Genomic DNA, 16,076 nt, shown 5'->3' with positions numbered 1-16,076 from the left:
GGCTCCCACAGGTACGGCGCCAAGCGTTTTACCTGTGGGAGCCGGCTTGCCGGCGATAGGGCCCGCACAGACAATCCATTTCCCCCACAGCCAAAAACAGTCAATACTTCCCCCATCCGCACGTGGGCAGGATCGCCCGTTGTCGTGTCAAAACGAATAACAACCACGTATCCAAGGAACCGGACTTATGCTGCGCCGCCGCATGCTCATCATGTTGGCCGTCGTTTTGCTGATCGTGCTGGCCCTGGGGGGTTACAAGGCATTCTCGATCTACCAGCAGATCCAGATGTTCGCTGCCCCAAAGCCGCCCATCACCGTGGCCGCAGCCCTGGCCGAAGAGCGCCTGTGGCAGGAGCGCCTGCCCGCCGTCGGCAGCCTCAAGGCCCTGCAGGGCGTCGAGCTGAGCCTCGAAGTGGAAGGTATCGTCAAATCCTTGCACTTCGACTCTGGCCAGAAGGTCAAGGCCGGGCAACTGCTGCTGCAATTGAACGACGACCAGGAAACCGCCTTGCTCGGCACCGCCCAGGCCGACCTGGGCCTGGCCAAGGTCGACTTCGGCCGTGGCAGTCAGTTGGTGGGCGACTCGGCTATCTCCCGTGGCGAGTACGATCGCCTCACCGCCCAGTACCGGCGCAACCAGGCCGTGGTCGACCAGCTCAAGGCGTCGAAGACCAAGAAAAGCATCAGCGCCCCGTTCAGCGGCACCATCGGCATCCGCCAGGTGGATGTCGGCGACTACCTTGCTGCCGGTTCGGTGATCGCCACCTTGCAGGACCTCTCCAGCCTGTATGTCGACTTCAATGTACCGGAACAGGCCCTGCCCCACCTGAGCCTCGGCCAGCAGGTCCAGGTGCAGGTGGCTGCGTATCCGGGCCAGACCTTCCCCGCCAGTCTCAGCGCAATCAACCCCAAGGTCGAGGAAAGCACGCGCAACTTGCTCGTGCGCGCGACCATGGCCAACCCCGACGGCAAGCTGTTGCCGGGCATGTTCGCCAACCTGCTGGTGCTGCTGCCTGACCCTCGGCCGCAGGTGGTGGTGCCGGAAAGCGCCATCACCTACACGCTGTATGGCAACTCGGTGTACGTCGCCACGCCCGGCAAAGACAAGGACGGCAAGCCGCAACCCGATGACCAGGGCCAGGCGCCGCTGACCGCCGAACAACGCACCGTGCAGACCGGCGAGCGCCGCGATGGCGTGGTGGTGGTCACCAAGGGGCTCAAGGCCGGTGAGCAGGTGGTGACCGCCGGACAGCTCAAACTCACCCCCGGCGCGGCCATCCGCATCGGCCAGGACACTGTGCGGGGGCCTGAACAGGGCGCTCCGCGCGCGGACTGACCAGGAGGCAGGCATGGCGTTCACCGATCCCTTCATCCGCCGCCCGGTACTGGCCAGCGTGGTCAGCTTGCTGATCCTGCTGCTCGGTTTCCAGGCCTGGAGCAAGCTGCAGATCCGCCAGTACCCGCAGATGGAAAACGCCTTGATCACGGTGACCACCGCCTATCCGGGGGCCAACGCCGAAACCATCCAGGGCTACATCACCCAGCCGCTGCAACAGAGCCTGGCCAGCGCCGAAGGCATCGACTACATGACCTCGGTGAGCCGGCAGAACTTCTCGATCATTTCCATCTACGCGCGCATCGGTGCCGACAGCGACCGACTGTTCACCGAGCTGCTGGCCAAGGCCAACGAGGTGCGCAACCAGCTGCCTCAAGACTCCGAAGACCCGGTGCTGAGCAAGGAAGCCGCCGATGCCTCGGCGCTGATGTACATCAGCTTCTACAGCAAGGAAATGAGCAACCCGCAGATCACCGACTACCTGTCACGGGTCATCCAGCCGAAGCTGGCCACCTTGCCGGGCATGGCCGAGGCGGAAATCCTCGGCAACCAGGTGTTCGCCATGCGCATCTGGATCGACCCGGTGAAGCTGGCCGGTTTCGGCCTCTCGGCCGTCGATGTGACCAATGCCGTGCGCCGCTACAACTTCCTCTCCGCAGCGGGCGAGGTGAAAGGCGAATACGTGGTTACCAGCATCAACGCCAGCACCGAGCTCAAGTCGGCCGAGGCCTTTGCCGCACTGCCGGTCAAGACAGCGGGCGACAGCCGGGTGCTGCTGGGCGATGTGGCACGGGTCGAGATGGGCGCGGAGAACTACGACACGGTCAGCTCGTTCGACGGCATCCCATCGGTCTATATCGGGATCAAGGCCACCCCTGCCGCCAACCCGCTGGAGGTGATCAAGGAGGTTCGGCGGATCATGCCGGAGCTGGAGAGCCAGTTGCCGTCGGCGCTCAAGGTGTCGATCGCCTATGACGCCACGCTGTTCATCCAGGCGTCCATCGACGAAGTGATCAAGACCCTCGGTGAAGCAGTGCTGATCGTCATCGTGGTGGTGTTCCTGTTCCTCGGTGCCCTGCGCTCGGTGCTGATCCCGGTGGTGACCATTCCGCTGTCGATGATCGGCGTGCTGTTCTTCATGCAGATGATGGGCTACTCACTCAACCTGCTGACACTGTTGGCGATGGTGTTGGCCATCGGCCTGGTGGTGGACGACGCCATCGTCGTGGTGGAAAACATTCACCGCCACATGGAAGAAGGCAAGTCACCGTTCGACGCAGCCCTGGAGGGCGCCCGGGAGATCGCCATGCCGGTGGTGTCGATGACCATCACCCTGGCGGCGGTGTATGCGCCGATCGGCTTCCTCACCGGGCTCACCGGCGCCTTGTTCAAGGAGTTCGCCTTGACCCTGGCGGGCGCGGTGATCATCTCCGGCATCGTCGCCCTGACCTTGTCACCGATGATGTGCGCCCTGCTACTGCGCCAGGAGCAGAACCCCAGCGGCCTGGCCCATCGCCTGGACCAGCTGTTCGAACGCCTCAAGGAGCGCTACCAGCGCCTGTTGCATGCCACCCTGGACAGCCGCCCGGTGGTGCTGGTGTTCGCCGTGATCATCCTGTGCCTGATCCCGCTGCTGCTCAAGTTCACCCAGAACGAGCTGGCGCCCAACGAGGACCAGGGCGTGATCTTCATGATGAGCAACGCGCCACAACCGGCCAACCTCGACTACCTCAATGCCTACACCGACCAGTTCACGCCGCTGTTCAAGGCCTTTCCCGAGTACTACTCGTCGTTCCAGATCAATGGTTTCAATGGGGTGCAAAGCGGTATCGGCGGTTTCCTGCTGAAACCCTGGAACGAGCGCGAACGCACGCAGATGGAGCTGTTGCCGCTGGTACAGGCCAAGCTCGAGGAAGTCGGCGGCCTGCAGATCTTCGGCTTCAACCTGCCGTCGCTGCCAGGCACCGGCGAGGGCCTGCCGTTCCAGTTCGTGATCAACACCGCCGGCGACTACCCGGCCCTGCTGGAAGTCACCCAACGGGTCAAGGAACGCGCCCAGGCCACGGGCAAGTTCGCCTTCCTCGACATCGACCTGGCCTTCGACAAACCCGAAGTGGTGGTGGATATCGACCGGGCCAAGGCGGCGCAGATGGGCGTGTCCATGGACACCCTGGGCGGCACCCTGGCGACCTTGCTGGGCGAGGCGGAAATCAACCGGTTCACCCTGGAAGGGCGTAGCTACAAAGTGATCGCCCAGGTCGAACGGCCTTACCGTGACAACCCTGGCTGGCTCAACAATTACTACGTGAAGAACGATCAGGGCCAGTTGCTGCCGCTATCGACCCTGATCACCCTCAGCGACCGCGCCCGCCCGCGCCAGCTCAACCAGTTCCAGCAGCTGAACTCGGCGATCATCCAGGGCGTGCCGATGGTCAGCATCGGTGAAGCGCTGCAGACCGTGGGTGATATTGCCCGCGAGGAAGCACCCGAGGGGTTCTCCTTCGATTACGCCGGTGCCGCGCGCCAGTATGTCCAGGAAGGCAGTGCGCTGTGGGTGACCTTCGGCCTGGCGCTGGCGATCATCTTCCTGGTGCTGGCGGCACAGTTCGAAAGCTTCCGTGATCCGCTGGTGATCCTGGTGACGGTGCCGCTGTCGATCTGCGGGGCGCTGTTGCCGCTGTTCCTGGGCATTTCCAGCATGAACATCTACACCCAGGTAGGGCTGGTGACGCTGATCGGGTTGATCAGCAAGCACGGCATCCTGATCGTCGAGTTCGCCAACCAGTTGCGTGAGGAAAAAGGCCTGAGCGTGCGAGAAGCTATCGAGGAAGCGGCGGCCATTCGCCTGCGGCCGGTGCTGATGACCACGGCAGCAATGGTGTTTGGCATGGTGCCGTTGATTCTGGCAACCGGCGCCGGGGCAGTGAGCCGATTCGATATCGGCACGGTGATTGCGACCGGGATGTCGATCGGGACCTTGTTCACGTTGTTCGTGTTGCCGTGCATTTACACGCTGTTGGCGCATAAGTCGACAGCCCGGGAGGCGGCTGTCGTTTGATCTGGCCCTATCGCCGGCAAGCCGGCTCCCACAGGTACAGTGCAATGCCCAGGACCTGCGATAACCCTGTGGGAGCCGGCTTGCCGGCGATAGGGCCAGTGAAGCAAAACCAGGAAAAGCAAAGGCCCCGCAAAAGCGGGGCCCTTTGTGCTCGAACCAGGCTCAGCCGGAAGACCGTAGCCCTTGGTGCATGCCGAACAGGAACAGCAACAGGTCCTGGTCAGGCCGGGCCTGTGCCTGGTGTTGTTTCACGACACGCGGCAGTGCGCACTGGTCTGCCATCTCGGCCTTGCTGAAGACCACAGGCCGCGGCTCTTCCCAGGCAGCTACCGCTACCGTCGTCACGGCCAAGCCAGCCACCAGAAACAAAGCTCGAGCGATTTCTAGTTTCATTGCCCTAACCCTTTGACAGCGCTGCCAAACGCCATCTGGTAAAAATAGAGCAGCGATTGCCATTCTGCTTCGGTGAACGACGAATGGCGGCGCAGCTGGCGTAGGTCATTGGCCGCCGCACGCTGACAACTGATGCGCCGACGGCATTTCTCAAGATCGAGCAAGGCCACTTCGACACGGGCCTGTTCACCCTCGCCAATTACCTTGATGAACACGTGCTTGCCATACAGGCAACCATGCTGCCAATGCCCCAGGTGCATGCGCGCCAGGTTGTCGGCCAGATCCTTGAGCATGCGCTCGTGCACCACTTGCGGATAACGCTCGCGCGCGCCCTCGGCGTGCCAGGTATCCAGCTCGACGAAGCCATCCAGCGCCTCGCTGACCAGCAGCGCGCGCCATTGATGATCGGCATCGCGCTCGGCACCGCAAAAGACAATGCGCGGCACGCGTACGCCCAGCTGTTCGAAGCTGTTCAGTGCGTCGAGTTCACGCAGTACGGTCGGCCGCCCGAACGGGTGCAGCAGGCTGCGATAGATATGCCCGATCTGGCGCTTTGAATACAGCAACTTGCCGCTGCCATCGCTCAGCCGTTGCACACCACTTTCACCACCACGACGCTGGTTGGGTTCCTCGACCCATTCGCCCTGCTGGCGCCAGTAAAAATCGAACCGCGACTCCTCACCCTGGGCTACAGCCATCAAACATTACCCCTTACGCAATACATAAACCCGCCACATGGCATAGAACGGCAGGAAGTCGAGGCGTTCCTGGATTCTGAAGCCGGCGGCCTTGAACTCTTCTTCAACCGTCTCTACCGGTAACACAAAACGGTTCTGGAAACTGTCCTGCTCGGCTTTGACACTGCGGCGTTGCTCGAGTTTCTTGCGTCGCCAGGCCTTGAAGTTGCCGTCCACCCACAATGACAGGATTACGCTGTCGCGGCTAACCCTTTGAAATTCAGAGAGAATTGCCTTGCGGTGAGCTGACTCGCCAATGTGATGAAGCAGCCGCATGCAGAAGATGCTGTCGACCGAGTTGTCCGGAAGATCGATGTCAAAGGCAGAAGTCTGCAAAGGGCGTACCCGTGCCACCACCTCCGGCGGTTGCGCGGCACAGGCTGTCGCGATCATCGCCTCGGAGTTGTCGGCACCGATGATCACCCGGTTCGGCTTTTCCGCCAGCAGGGGCCAGAAGCGGCCAGCGCCGCAAGGCAGGTCCAGTACCAACCCCGGTTCTCCGGCCAGCGCCAGGGCACGGCGTGCCAGCTGTTCGTCGCGCTTGTGGGACATGCGACGAGCCAGGCCATCCTGGTGCTTGAGGAAGTACTCTTGAGCATGTTGCTGGTCGTACTTCTCGGAAAATTCGAGTTTGATCGGGCTGCGCATTGGGCATCTCCTGGCTTCCAGTGCGCTGACTTTAGGTAAGGAAGCGTAGGAAACAGGTTATGCCAATGTGAAAAAAATGTTATCCGCCCAACAACATGTTTCAGCGAATTTCTAAAGCGTCGTGGGGTCGATTTTCTCCGCGCTCTGGCTCAAGTCGACCTGGAAGCGGCACCCATGCGGTGCAGTCGCGGTCAACGTCACGCGCCAACCCTGGTCGTCACAGATCCGTTGCACCAGCGACAGCCCCAGCCCAAGGCCCTCGCCGCGCCGCTCGTCACCGCGCACGAAGGGCTGGAACATCGCCTCGCGCTGCTCTTCAGGGATGCCGACGCCACTGTCTTCGACACTGAAGCCGTTGGGCTGCAGGCTCAGGCGGATATAGCCGCCGTCGGTGTAATGCGCGGCGTTGCGCAGCAGGTTGCCCATCACCGATTGCAGGAAGGTCGCGTTGTACAACAGAGGCCCAGCGCTGATTCGACCGTCGTAATACAGTGCCAGTCCCTTCTGTTCGATAGTGTCACGCCACACCCCGATCAGGTCATCGGCCACTTCGCGCAAGTTCGCCTGGGATGCTACGGCGCCCTGGTCGCGCTGGGCGCGGGCGAGCATCAGGAAGGTCTTGACCAGCTCGCGCATTTCTTCGGTGGCACGGGCGATCCGCTCCACCTGGCTGCGCGAACGCGTATCCAGGTTGGGGTTCTCGATGAGCAGCTCGCACGAGGTAGCCAGTACCATCAGCGGCGTGCGCAACTCATGGCTGACATCACTGGTGAACAGCCGCTCGCGGGTCAGCGCATCGCGCAGCCGGCCCAGGGTATCGTCGAAGGCCACGGCCAACTGGCCGACTTCGTCCGCTGCGTAATCCGGCGCCAGCGGCGGGGCCAGGCCGAGCAACTGGTCGCGATGACGCACCTGGCGGGCCAGGCGGATCACCGGTGCCATCACCCGACGGGCCAGCAGCCAGCCCAGCACCACCGCCAGCACCAGACTGAGTACGAAGCCAACCACGACCACGGCGAACAGCACCCGCTCGCGCTCTTCGAAATCGCTCTGGTCCTGCAGCAGCACGTAACGCCGGCCATCCACGATCTCGACCATGGCGTGGTAGGACAGCTGGTCGCGGAACACCTCATGGAAACCCTCACCGAGGTGGCGCAGGTCCTTGGGCAGCTCGAAGTCGTCACGCCCACCGCTGAAGTAGAACAACTGGTCGGGGCGTGGCCGGTGGCTCCAGTCGCTGACGCTGTCCATGCGCAACAGACGTTGCAGGTCGCCCCCCAGCACCGAGGAAATCAAGCGTTCCTCGACCAGGTGGACGGTGGCGACGATACCAAAGGCGAAGGCCCCTGCCACCAGCGCGCTCATCAGCGCAAAGGCGATGATGATGCGCTGCGCAAGGCTTTGCTTAAACTCCATCGCGACCCTCGGCGAGGCGATAGCCGACGCCATGGACGGTATGCAACAGAGGCTTCTCGAACGGTTTGTCGATCACTTGGCGCAACTGGTGCACATGGCTGCGCAGGCTGTCGCTGTCGGGGCAATCGTCTCCCCACAGGGCTTCTTCCAGCACTTCGCGGCGCAGCACATGCGGGCTCTTCTGCATCAGCACGGCAAGCAGCTTGAGGCCGACCGGGTTGAGCTTGAGCAGGCGGCCCTGGCGGGTGACTTCGAGGGTGTCGAGGTCATAGCTGAGGTCGGCGACCTGCAAGGTGCGGCGCCCACCTCCCTGGGCCCGGCGCAATACCGCTTCGATACGCGCGGCCAGCTCGGAAAGGGCGAACGGCTTGAGCAGGTAATCGTCGGCACCGGAGCGGAACCCCTGCAGGCGGTCGTCCAGCTGGTCACGGGCGGTCAGCATGATCACCGGGGTGTCGCGCCGGGCATCTTCGCGCAGGCGCTTGCACAGGGTGTAGCCATCGATGCCGGGCAACATGATGTCGAGCACGATCAGGTCGTAGTGTTCGGTGGCAGCCAGGTGCAAGCCGGACAGACCGTCCTGGGCACAGTCGACGGTGTAGCCTTTCATGCCAAGGTAGTCGGCCAGGTTGGCGAGGATATCGCGGTTGTCTTCAACCAAAAGAATGCGCATCGGGTTCTCCTGTGCGGCGCTTCGCGTGGGTGCGCGGCAGGCGCAGCTTAAGGCCATCGCCCGGGCTGTACCAGCCCCACGGTCAATTCAGCGAAGTTGACAGTTTTTTCACTGATCCTTCACGGACACAGGATAGCGGGCACTCGACAATGCCCCGTCTTATTCGTGCCCTGGAGCCGTCATGCATCCTCCCCTTCGACCTCGTCCGATCAATACCTGGCTGTACCTCGGTATTCCGCTGGCCATCGCAGTGGCCTTGATCCTGCTCGAACTGACCTCGGTCGACATGGATGTGGCCAACCTGTTCTTCGATCAGACGGCCGGCCAATTCATCGGCCGCCATAGCTACCTGCTGGAAAACATTCTGCATGACCGCGTCAAGCAAGGCGTGATTCTGCTCGGGCTGCTGTCGCTGGTCGCCTTTGCCGCGAGCTTTTTCTGGAAACGCCTGTTCGGCTGGCGCCGCGAGCTCGGCTGTCTGGTACTGGCGCTGAGCGTGTCCACAGCCTTCGTCACACCGCTGAAGAAGGTTACCCAGGTGCAGTGCCCATGGAGCCTGACCCAGTTCGGTGGCAAGGAAACCTACAGCAAGCTGCTGGAGCCGCGTCCGGCTACCGACAAGCCTGGGATGTGCTGGCCGGGCGGGCATGCGGCGACCGGCTTCTGCCTGTTCGGCCTGTTCTTCATGCTGCGTGACCGGCGGCCACGGCTGGCGCGGGTGGCGTTTGCGGTTGCCTTGGTGGCTGGCTCGGTGCTGTCGGTGGGGCGAATGATGCAAGGGGCGCATTTCCTTTCGCACAACGTGTGGACGGCCGTGTTCTGTTGGTTGATCGGGTTGGGGTCGTACTATCTGGTGCTGTATCGCAAGGGGGTGGCTGAGGTGCCAGCCGCAGAGCGCAGCGTTGCCTGAACGAGGGGCCGCTTTGCGGCCCTTTCGCCGGCAAGCCGGCTCCCACAGTTGGAGCGCAAACCTTGAATTGGGCGCTGTACCTGTGGGAGCTGGCTTGCCAGCGATGGGCTGCACAGCAGCCCCACTGGCCCTCACAGGAAAAGAAAAAGCCCCGGTTCTTGCGAACCGGGGCTTTTCGATGCTGCAGGGGGTAAGGCTGGCTTACATCATGCCGCCCATGCCGCCCATGCCGCCCATGTCTGGCATGCCGCCGCCAGCTGGGGCTTCGCTCGGAGCGTCAGCAATCATGGCTTCGGTGGTGATCATCAGACCGCCGATCGAAGCAGCAGCTTGCAGGGCCGAACGGGTGACCTTGGCTGGGTCCAGGATGCCCATCTCGATCATGTCGCCGTATTCGCCGGTAGCAGCGTTGTAACCGAAGTTACCCGAACCTTGCTTGACCTTGTCAGCGACAACGCTTGGCTCGTCGCCGGCGTTGGCAGTGATCTGGCGCAGCGGCGCTTCAACAGCGCGACGCAGCAGGGCGATACCGACGTTCTGGTCTTCGTTGTCGCCTTTGAGGTCGATGATCGCGTTCAGGGCGCGAACCAGGGCAACACCACCGCCAGGCACCACGCCTTCTTCAACGGCTGCACGGGTAGCGTGCAGGGCGTCTTCAACGCGGGCTTTCTTCTCTTTCATTTCAACTTCGGTGCCGGCACCGACCTTGATCACGGCAACACCGCCAGCCAGCTTGGCCAGACGCTCTTGCAGCTTCTCACGGTCGTAGTCCGAGGAAGTTTCTTCGATCTGGGCACGGATCTGCTTGACGCGCGCCTGGATGTCATCTTCAACGCCAGCGCCGTCGATGATGGTGGTGTTTTCCTTGGACAGGATGACGCGCTTGGCGTTACCCAGGTGCTCCAGGGTAGCGGTTTCCAGGGACAGGCCGATTTCTTCGGAGATGACCTGGCCGCCGGTCAGGACAGCGATGTCCTGCAGCATGGCCTTGCGGCGGTCGCCGAAGCCTGGAGCCTTGACCGCTGCAACCTTGACGATGCCGCGCATGTTGTTGACTACCAGGGTAGCCAGCGCTTCACCTTCAACGTCTTCGGCAACGATCAGCAGTGGGCGGCCGGCCTTGGCAACGGCTTCCAGCACTGGCAGCAGCTCACGGATGTTGGAGATCTTCTTGTCGACCAGCAGCAGCAGCGGGCCTTCCAGCTCGGCAACCATGGTGTCCGGCTTGTTGACGAAGTACGGCGACAGGTAGCCACGGTCGAACTGCATGCCTTCAACGACGGACAGTTCGTTGTCCAGGCCCGAGCCTTCTTCAACGGTGATCACGCCTTCTTTACCGACTTTTTCCATGGCTTCGGCAATGATGTTGCCGATGGAGTCGTCAGAGTTGGCGGAGATGGTGCCTACCTGGGCGATGGCCTTGGAGTCGGCGCATGGCTTGGACAGGTTCTTCAGTTCGGCGACAACAGCGGCGGTAGCCTTGTCGATGCCGCGCTTCAGGTCCATCGGGTTCATGCCGGCAGCGACGGCTTTCAGGCCTTCATTGACGATGGCCTGAGCCAGAACGGTAGCGGTGGTGGTGCCGTCACCGGCAGCGTCGTTGGCCTTGGAAGCAACTTCCTTGACCAGCTGGGCGCCCATGTTCTCGAAGGCGTCTTTCAGCTCGATTTCTTTGGCGACGGAAACGCCGTCCTTGGTGATGGTTGGCGCGCCGAAGCTCTTGGCCAGCACCACGTTACGGCCTTTCGGGCCCAGGGTCGCTTTTACCGCGTCAGCCAGAACGTTGACACCAACCAGCATTTTTTTACGAGCGGAATCGCCGAATTTTACGTCTTTAGCAGCCATGATCGTTTAATCCTTGAAATTCTTTGGAGTAACGGGAAGTCGGAGAAATCAGCCTTCGATAACGGCGAGGATTTCGTTCTCGGCCATGACCAGCAGGTCTTCGCCATCGACTTTCACGGTGTTGCTGCCCGAGTAAGGGCCGAAAACCACTTTGTCACCCACTTTCACGGCCAGCGCACGTACTTCGCCGTTGTCCAGGATGCGACCGGTGCCGACGGCTACAACTTCGCCGCGGTTTGGTTTTTCAGCGGCCGAACCCGGCAGGACGATACCGCCAGCGGTTTTCGATTCTTCTTCGCTGCGACGGATGACTACGCGGTCATGCAGAGGACGAAGCTTCATTGTCGATCTCTCCCAAATTGTGGTTTTCATCGGCCGGTATCGACCGGCGGGTTGATTCGGTCCGGCGTTGCCGGGGGTGGCCCGCCGTGTGCGAACCACCTGTGTCATGTCTGGTGTTGCCACCAGAAACCTTGCGGTGACCACATACATGAGGCCGGCATATTCAATTACAAGGGCTTGGCATGGAAAATTTTTCACTGCCTGGAAAAGGCTGGGGCCGCTTAGCGGCCCCAGGGTATTCACTTGTCGCGGCGCTCGTACTCGCCTTCGATCACATTGGGCCGGTGGCCGCTGTCGCGTGGCTGCGCCTGGAACGGGTCATCCTGAAACGCCCGCTGGCGCATGGCCTGTGCTTCGGCACGCTGACGCAACTTGCGCGCGGCCAGATGGCGGGTGAACGGCAGCAGGCAAAGCACGCCCAGCACGTCGCTGATGAAGCCCGGCAGCAGCAGCAGGCCACCGCCGACCGCCAGCATCAGGCCCTGGAACATGTCCTCGGCGGGCAGTTCGCCACGCTGCAGGCTTTCGCGGGCACGCAGGGCCGTGGCCAGGCCGGCCACGCGCATTACCAGCACACCCAGGGCGGAGCCGGCGATGATCAGCAGCAGCGCCGGGAAGAACCCGATGGCCGCACTGACCTTGACGAAGACGAACAGCTCCAGCACAGGGAAAAGGAGAAACAGCAGTAGAAAAGCACGCATCAAAGCAATCCTCGATGGAAGACAACCTTCCTGTAAGACCATCACATGGATGCGTGCATTCGCATTTTCAAGCTTCGACTTCAGTCGCACTCGGCCATTGGTCGGCGCGCGCCAGCAAAACCAGGGCTTCGCGAACTTGTGTCGGCGTATTGCAAATAGCTGGGAAGGGCAACCAGTAGACACCTTGGCCGATACGCAGGTGCATGCCTTCGCTGTCGATGCCGACCATCTGCGCCGGCGCGCTGCTCGGCAGTTCGCTCAACTCGACGTAGTGGGCAATGGCATTGGCGTGATCGCTGTTCATGTGTTCGATCATGCTGGCCTCGGCCTTGCCCGCAAACGGATTGGCCAGGGTCACCTGGTCGAGCCAGTGGATCGCGCCGAAGCCGCCGATGTAGCGATGACGTACCGGCTGCAGCACCCAGAAGTCGAAGTCGTGGGCCTTGTGGTAGTTGCCAGCATCGGGGAAATAACGGTAGTAGCGCTCGGCCGCCGCCTCGACAGCGGCTTCATCGACCAGCTTGTGCGCCTCGGCCATCACGGTGAGACGACCGACGGCCTGCACGTCCTCGGCTTCGCGCTCACCCACCAGCAGCGAGCACTTGGGGTCTTTCTGCAGGTTGTGGGTGTGCTGGGCGATGCGGCTGATAAGGATCAGCGGGTTGCCGTCGGCATCGAGGCAGTACGGCACCACGGAGCCGAACGGGAAGCCGGGCATGGACTTGGAGTGGGTCGAGAGCACGCCGCGGTATTCCTTGAGCAGCAGTTCCCGGGCGGGGCGGATGGCGGTGGTACTCACTGAGGGCGCTCCTGGCGGCGGAATGGATGGGTGACAAGATAAGCATTATCACCCACCACTGCCACTGCTGGCGCAGCCGCCGCCCTTCTTTACCAGGTCACGCCGAAGCCGGCGGTATAGCGGGCCTTGTCCAGGTCGCTTTCGGGTGTGCCGCTGATGATGTCCTTTTCCGCCTTGAGGTTCAGCGAAGCCCATTCGGTGACCTTGTAGCGCAGCCCCACCTCGGCATCGAGGGAGTAGTTGGCCACGCCTCCCAGCGGCTTGGCGAGCTCGCCGTTGGTGAACAACTGGACTTTCTTGCCGATCAGGTAGCGGGTGTAGTCCCACTTGACGGCCGCCGAATAGAAGTTGTCCTTGGCGCCATCCCGGTACTCGAAGTCGGTGCGGTTGATCAGCGAACCGAGCGAGAAGGCGCCCAGTTCGTCATCCCAGAACTGGTAGCCAGGGCCGGTACCCACGGTACGCTGGCGCGCCAGGTCTTCGATATGGTCGCGCTTGTACTCGAGCCGCCCCTGCCAGAACCACTTCTCGGTGATGAAGCGGTCGAGCGCATATTCGGCGCTCCAGTTGTTGGTGGTGGTTTCGTCGTTCTTGGACTCGCGGTTGTATTCGCCCTCGGCATTGTGCCGCCAGCGGCCATGCCGGGCTGTGGTCTTGAAATCGATGTCGTAGTCGTCGCTGTCGCTTTCGGCGCGCTGGTAGTCCATCGCCACGTCGACGTTGCCCTTCCAGATCATGTCCTCGACCACAGGCTTGGGCTTCATGATCTGCTGGATGCTGGCCAGCTCGACGGTCTTGGGTGCATCGCCGTTGGCCAGCGTCACCTTGCCCGCCTCGGCCGCCTGCAGGGACTTGGCCCTCTCGCCGGTATAGGCGTCCTGCTTGACCAGCAGTTCCTGGTCGCTCTCCAGGGTCTGAACCTGTTTCCAGTCCAGCGAGATCGAACCACCGTATGGGGTTTCCAGAAGCAGTTTGCCACCGTCGAACACCCGGATCTTGCCGCTCAGGCGATCGCCGTTCTTCATCCAGACGGTGTCGGCGAAAGCGGGGGTGGCGCACAGGCTGGCGGTCAACAGGCACAACAAGGATCTAGAATACATAAGTGGACTACGGGTTCGATTCGACGAAAAAAGCCGGGCATTATCCAGATGCCGACGACCAGAGCAAGGAAAGACCGACCAGCATGCCATCGAGTTCAACGCTGATTTGCCGCGACCACTCGTCCGGTTTCACTCCAGGCCAGGGCTGCTCTGATGTCTGAGCGATACGAGCATGCCCTGGAAACGCCCGAAGCCCGACGAACGGCCCTGTATTCAGTGCTCGGCCAAGTGCCTGAGGGCAAGGTCGTCAGCTACGGGCAACTCGCCGAACTGGCAGGGCTTGGCCGCGCGGCACGATGGGTCGGCCGTACCCTCGGCCAATTGCCCGGCGACACCCGCCTGCCGTGGCACCGGGTACTCGGCGCGGCTGGGCGCCTGAGCCTGGCACTGGGTACACCTGCGGGCGATGAACAGCGGGCACGACTACGTGCAGAGGGCGTGAATGTAACCAATAATCGGGTGGATATGACGCGCCATGGCTGGCGCCCAATGGAGCACAGCGGTTAGAGTGCGCGCTTTGTTTTCGCAAATTTGAGGCAGATGTTGGCCCATGCCCCGTAAAACCTGGCGCGCTGCGCTTGCCGCCTATGCCAGCCCGTCAACCCTGGTACTTCTGCTGCTGGGCTTCGCCGCCGGCCTGCCCTACATGCTGGTGTTTTCGACCCTTTCAGTGTGGTTGCGAGAAGCGGGCGTGGCCCGTGAGACCATTGGTTATGCCAGCCTGATTGGCCTGGCCTATGCCTTCAAATGGGTATGGTCGCCCCTGCTCGACCAATGGCGCCTGCCACTGCTGGGCGGTCTTGGTCGCCGCCGTTCGTGGCTGTTGCTTTCGCAGTCGTTGGTGGTGATCGGCCTGGTCGGCATGAGCCTGTGCGACCCGCAGCAACACCTGTCGTGGCTGATCGCCCTGGCCGTGCTCGTGGCCTTCGCCTCGGCCACGCAGGACATCGCGGTCGATGCCTATCGCCTGGAGATCGCCGACGATCAGCGCCAGGCGGCACTGGCTGCCAGCTACATGGCCGGTTACCGGATCGCCGCCCTGCTCGCCACCGCCGGCGCGCTGTTCTTCGCCGAATGGTTCGGCTCGACCGGTTTCAGCTATCTGCACAAGGCCTGGGCAGGCACCTATGTGCTGTTCGGTGTGCTGATGCTGCCTGCGGTGTTCACCACCCTGATCATGCGTGAGCCACCGGTGCCGATGCGCACCCAGTTGTCGGCAGCGCGCTATGGCCTGGTACATCAGATGGCCTCGGTTTTCGTGCTGATCATCCTGCTGGTATCGGTGCCCGCCAGCTTCACCCAGATGTTCAACACCGGCTGGTCCAGCGTCATTTCCGGCGACGCCAGTCCGCTTGACCTGCTGCTCGAAGACCGTGCGTTCCTGCGCCTGATCCTCTACGTGCTGCTGAGCTGGGCATGCTTGTCGAGCTTGGGCCGACGCGGCCTGGCACCGGTGCTGACGCCGGTCAACGACTTCATCGCCCGCTACCGCTGGCAGGCCCTGCTGCTGCTCGGACTGATCGCGACCTATCGCATGTCGGACACGGTGATGGGTGTGATGGCCAACGTGTTCTACATCGACATGGGCTTCACCAAGGACCAGATCGCCAGCGTCAGCAAGATCTTCGGCCTGATCATGACCCTGGTCGGCGCAGGTATCGGCGGCCTGCTGATCGTGCGCTTCGGCATCCTGCCGATCCTGTTCATCGGCGGTGTGGCCTCGGCGGCGACCAACATCCTGTTCCTGATGCTGGCCGACATGGGGCCGAACCTGGAAATGCTGGTGGTGACCATCTCCCTCGACAACTTCAGTTCAGGGCTGGCCACCTCGGCCTTCGTCGCCTACCTGTCGAGCCTGACCAACCTCAAGTTCTCGGCCACGCAATATGCGCTGCTGAGCTCGATCATGCTGCTGTTGCCGCGCCTGATCGGTGGTTATTCGGGGGTGATGGTGGAGAAGTTCGGTTATCACGACTTCTTCCTGATTACCGCCCTGCTGGGTGTGCCGACGCTGATTCTGATTGCCTTGCACTGGCGTCAGGAGGTTGGCCGAGGCAAACAGATACCCGTGGAAAGTTCGGCGGCCGAGCGGCCCTGAAGCCGCGCTGCTGACTGCAC

Annotated in this window: 15 protein-coding genes; 5 read left to right on the top strand and 10 right to left on the bottom strand. The window is 62.2% G+C overall.

Features of this window, described 5'->3' with window-relative positions:
* Nucleotides 1-187 precede the first annotated feature (187 nt).
* Together PMI38_RS18340 and PMI38_RS18335 are read left to right on the top strand one after the other, a co-directional pair.
* Nucleotides 188-1,336: an efflux RND transporter periplasmic adaptor subunit gene (locus PMI38_RS18340; protein WP_008097004.1), complete on the top strand. Its 1,149-nt coding sequence runs from the start codon at nucleotides 188-190 to the stop codon at nucleotides 1,334-1,336.
* A gap of 13 nt (nucleotides 1,337-1,349) precedes the next feature.
* Nucleotides 1,350-4,394, top strand: coding sequence for a multidrug efflux RND transporter permease subunit (locus PMI38_RS18335; RefSeq protein WP_008096993.1), 3,045 nt, complete (start codon nucleotides 1,350-1,352; stop codon nucleotides 4,392-4,394).
* A 162-nt stretch (nucleotides 4,395-4,556) separates the two neighbouring features.
* Here the strand turns inward: PMI38_RS18335 and PMI38_RS18330 are convergent, their stop codons facing one another.
* The 5 genes from PMI38_RS18330 to colR form a co-directional block, all read right to left on the bottom strand.
* Nucleotides 4,557-4,787, bottom strand: a complete 231-nt coding sequence (locus tag PMI38_RS18330) for a hypothetical protein (RefSeq protein ID WP_008096991.1) — start codon at nucleotides 4,785-4,787, stop codon at nucleotides 4,557-4,559.
* A complete protein-coding gene (locus tag PMI38_RS18325; RefSeq protein ID WP_008096990.1) occupies nucleotides 4,784-5,485 on the bottom strand; it encodes a lipopolysaccharide kinase InaA family protein in 702 nt (233 codons plus the stop codon). Before PMI38_RS18325 ends, PMI38_RS18330 begins: the two co-directional genes overlap by 4 nt.
* 6 nt (nucleotides 5,486-5,491) lie before the next feature.
* Nucleotides 5,492-6,172, bottom strand: coding sequence for a class I SAM-dependent methyltransferase (locus PMI38_RS18320; RefSeq protein WP_008096989.1), 681 nt, complete (start codon nucleotides 6,170-6,172; stop codon nucleotides 5,492-5,494).
* Between the two features lie 111 nt (nucleotides 6,173-6,283).
* The gene (locus PMI38_RS18315; RefSeq protein ID WP_008096988.1) at nucleotides 6,284-7,588 is read right to left on the bottom strand and encodes a sensor histidine kinase; all 1,305 of its coding nucleotides are present in this window, start codon (nucleotides 7,586-7,588) and stop codon (nucleotides 6,284-6,286) included.
* Nucleotides 7,578-8,261 carry a two-component system response regulator ColR gene (gene colR / locus PMI38_RS18310; RefSeq protein ID WP_003255215.1) on the bottom strand — a complete coding sequence of 228 codons (684 nt, stop codon included), beginning with the start codon at nucleotides 8,259-8,261 and terminating at the stop codon, nucleotides 7,578-7,580. Before colR ends, PMI38_RS18315 begins: the two co-directional genes overlap by 11 nt.
* A 181-nt stretch (nucleotides 8,262-8,442) precedes the next feature.
* Here colR and PMI38_RS18305 point away from each other — a divergent pair, with 181 nt between their 5' ends.
* Nucleotides 8,443-9,171 (top strand): phosphatase PAP2 family protein, encoded by a 729-nt coding sequence (locus PMI38_RS18305; RefSeq protein WP_008096986.1) that lies wholly within the window; start codon nucleotides 8,443-8,445, stop codon nucleotides 9,169-9,171.
* A 201-nt stretch (nucleotides 9,172-9,372) separates the two neighbouring features.
* Here the strand turns inward: PMI38_RS18305 and groL are convergent, their stop codons facing one another.
* From groL to PMI38_RS18280, 5 genes are all read right to left on the bottom strand, one after another.
* Complete coding sequence (groL, locus tag PMI38_RS18300; RefSeq protein ID WP_008096985.1) at nucleotides 9,373-11,016, bottom strand: chaperonin GroEL; 1,644 nt, start codon at nucleotides 11,014-11,016, stop codon at nucleotides 9,373-9,375.
* 48 nt (nucleotides 11,017-11,064) lie between these two features.
* Nucleotides 11,065-11,358, bottom strand: coding sequence for a co-chaperone GroES (locus tag PMI38_RS18295; RefSeq protein WP_003260750.1), 294 nt, complete (start codon nucleotides 11,356-11,358; stop codon nucleotides 11,065-11,067).
* 239 nt (nucleotides 11,359-11,597) lie between these two features.
* Complete coding sequence (locus PMI38_RS18290) at nucleotides 11,598-12,059, bottom strand: FxsA family protein (protein WP_008096983.1); 462 nt, start codon at nucleotides 12,057-12,059, stop codon at nucleotides 11,598-11,600.
* A 67-nt stretch (nucleotides 12,060-12,126) separates the two neighbouring features.
* Nucleotides 12,127-12,858, bottom strand: a complete 732-nt coding sequence (locus PMI38_RS18285) for a HugZ family pyridoxamine 5'-phosphate oxidase (protein WP_008096982.1) — start codon at nucleotides 12,856-12,858, stop codon at nucleotides 12,127-12,129.
* 89 nt (nucleotides 12,859-12,947) lie between these two features.
* Nucleotides 12,948-13,958, bottom strand: a complete 1,011-nt coding sequence (locus PMI38_RS18280) for a DUF481 domain-containing protein (RefSeq protein WP_008096981.1) — start codon at nucleotides 13,956-13,958, stop codon at nucleotides 12,948-12,950.
* A 153-nt stretch (nucleotides 13,959-14,111) separates the two neighbouring features.
* On the opposite strand from PMI38_RS18280, the gene PMI38_RS26715 reads away from it, so the two are divergent.
* The gene (locus PMI38_RS26715) at nucleotides 14,112-14,465 is read left to right on the top strand and encodes an MGMT family protein (RefSeq protein WP_008096980.1); all 354 of its coding nucleotides are present in this window, start codon (nucleotides 14,112-14,114) and stop codon (nucleotides 14,463-14,465) included.
* A gap of 43 nt (nucleotides 14,466-14,508) precedes the next feature.
* Nucleotides 14,509-16,056: an AmpG family muropeptide MFS transporter gene (locus tag PMI38_RS18275; RefSeq protein WP_008096979.1), complete on the top strand. Its 1,548-nt coding sequence runs from the start codon at nucleotides 14,509-14,511 to the stop codon at nucleotides 16,054-16,056.
* Nucleotides 16,057-16,076 lie beyond the last annotated feature (20 nt).

Origin of the sequence: Pseudomonas sp. GM84, assembly GCF_000282535.1 — a bacterium.
GTDB lineage: Bacteria > Pseudomonadota > Gammaproteobacteria > Pseudomonadales > Pseudomonadaceae > Aquipseudomonas.
The sequence above is the reverse complement of the archived record's forward strand: the minus strand, read 5'-3'. Positions and strand labels throughout refer to the sequence as shown.

Excerpts from the sequence above, each read along its gene's own strand:
- groL (WP_008096985.1), bottom strand. The coding sequence starts at position 11,016 with ATGGCTGCTAAAGACGTAAAATTCGGCGATTCCGCTCGTAAAAAAATG.
- PMI38_RS18280 (WP_008096981.1), bottom strand. The coding sequence starts at position 13,958 with ATGTATTCTAGATCCTTGTTGTGCCTGTTGACCGCCAGCCTGTGCGCC.
- PMI38_RS18325 (WP_008096990.1), bottom strand. The coding sequence starts at position 5,485 with ATGGCTGTAGCCCAGGGTGAGGAGTCGCGGTTCGATTTTTACTGGCGC.
- PMI38_RS26715 (WP_008096980.1), top strand. The coding sequence starts at position 14,112 with ATGTCTGAGCGATACGAGCATGCCCTGGAAACGCCCGAAGCCCGACGA.
- PMI38_RS18330 (WP_008096991.1), bottom strand. The coding sequence starts at position 4,787 with ATGAAACTAGAAATCGCTCGAGCTTTGTTTCTGGTGGCTGGCTTGGCC.
- PMI38_RS18340 (WP_008097004.1), top strand. The coding sequence starts at position 188 with ATGCTGCGCCGCCGCATGCTCATCATGTTGGCCGTCGTTTTGCTGATC.
- PMI38_RS18320 (WP_008096989.1), bottom strand. The coding sequence starts at position 6,172 with ATGCGCAGCCCGATCAAACTCGAATTTTCCGAGAAGTACGACCAGCAA.
- colR (WP_003255215.1), bottom strand. The coding sequence starts at position 8,261 with ATGCGCATTCTTTTGGTTGAAGACAACCGCGATATCCTCGCCAACCTG.
- PMI38_RS18305 (WP_008096986.1), top strand. The coding sequence starts at position 8,443 with ATGCATCCTCCCCTTCGACCTCGTCCGATCAATACCTGGCTGTACCTC.
- PMI38_RS18275 (WP_008096979.1), top strand. The coding sequence starts at position 14,509 with ATGCCCCGTAAAACCTGGCGCGCTGCGCTTGCCGCCTATGCCAGCCCG.
- PMI38_RS18315 (WP_008096988.1), bottom strand. The coding sequence starts at position 7,588 with ATGGAGTTTAAGCAAAGCCTTGCGCAGCGCATCATCATCGCCTTTGCG.
- PMI38_RS18290 (WP_008096983.1), bottom strand. The coding sequence starts at position 12,059 with ATGCGTGCTTTTCTACTGCTGTTTCTCCTTTTCCCTGTGCTGGAGCTG.
- PMI38_RS18335 (WP_008096993.1), top strand. The coding sequence starts at position 1,350 with ATGGCGTTCACCGATCCCTTCATCCGCCGCCCGGTACTGGCCAGCGTG.
- PMI38_RS18295 (WP_003260750.1), bottom strand. The coding sequence starts at position 11,358 with ATGAAGCTTCGTCCTCTGCATGACCGCGTAGTCATCCGTCGCAGCGAA.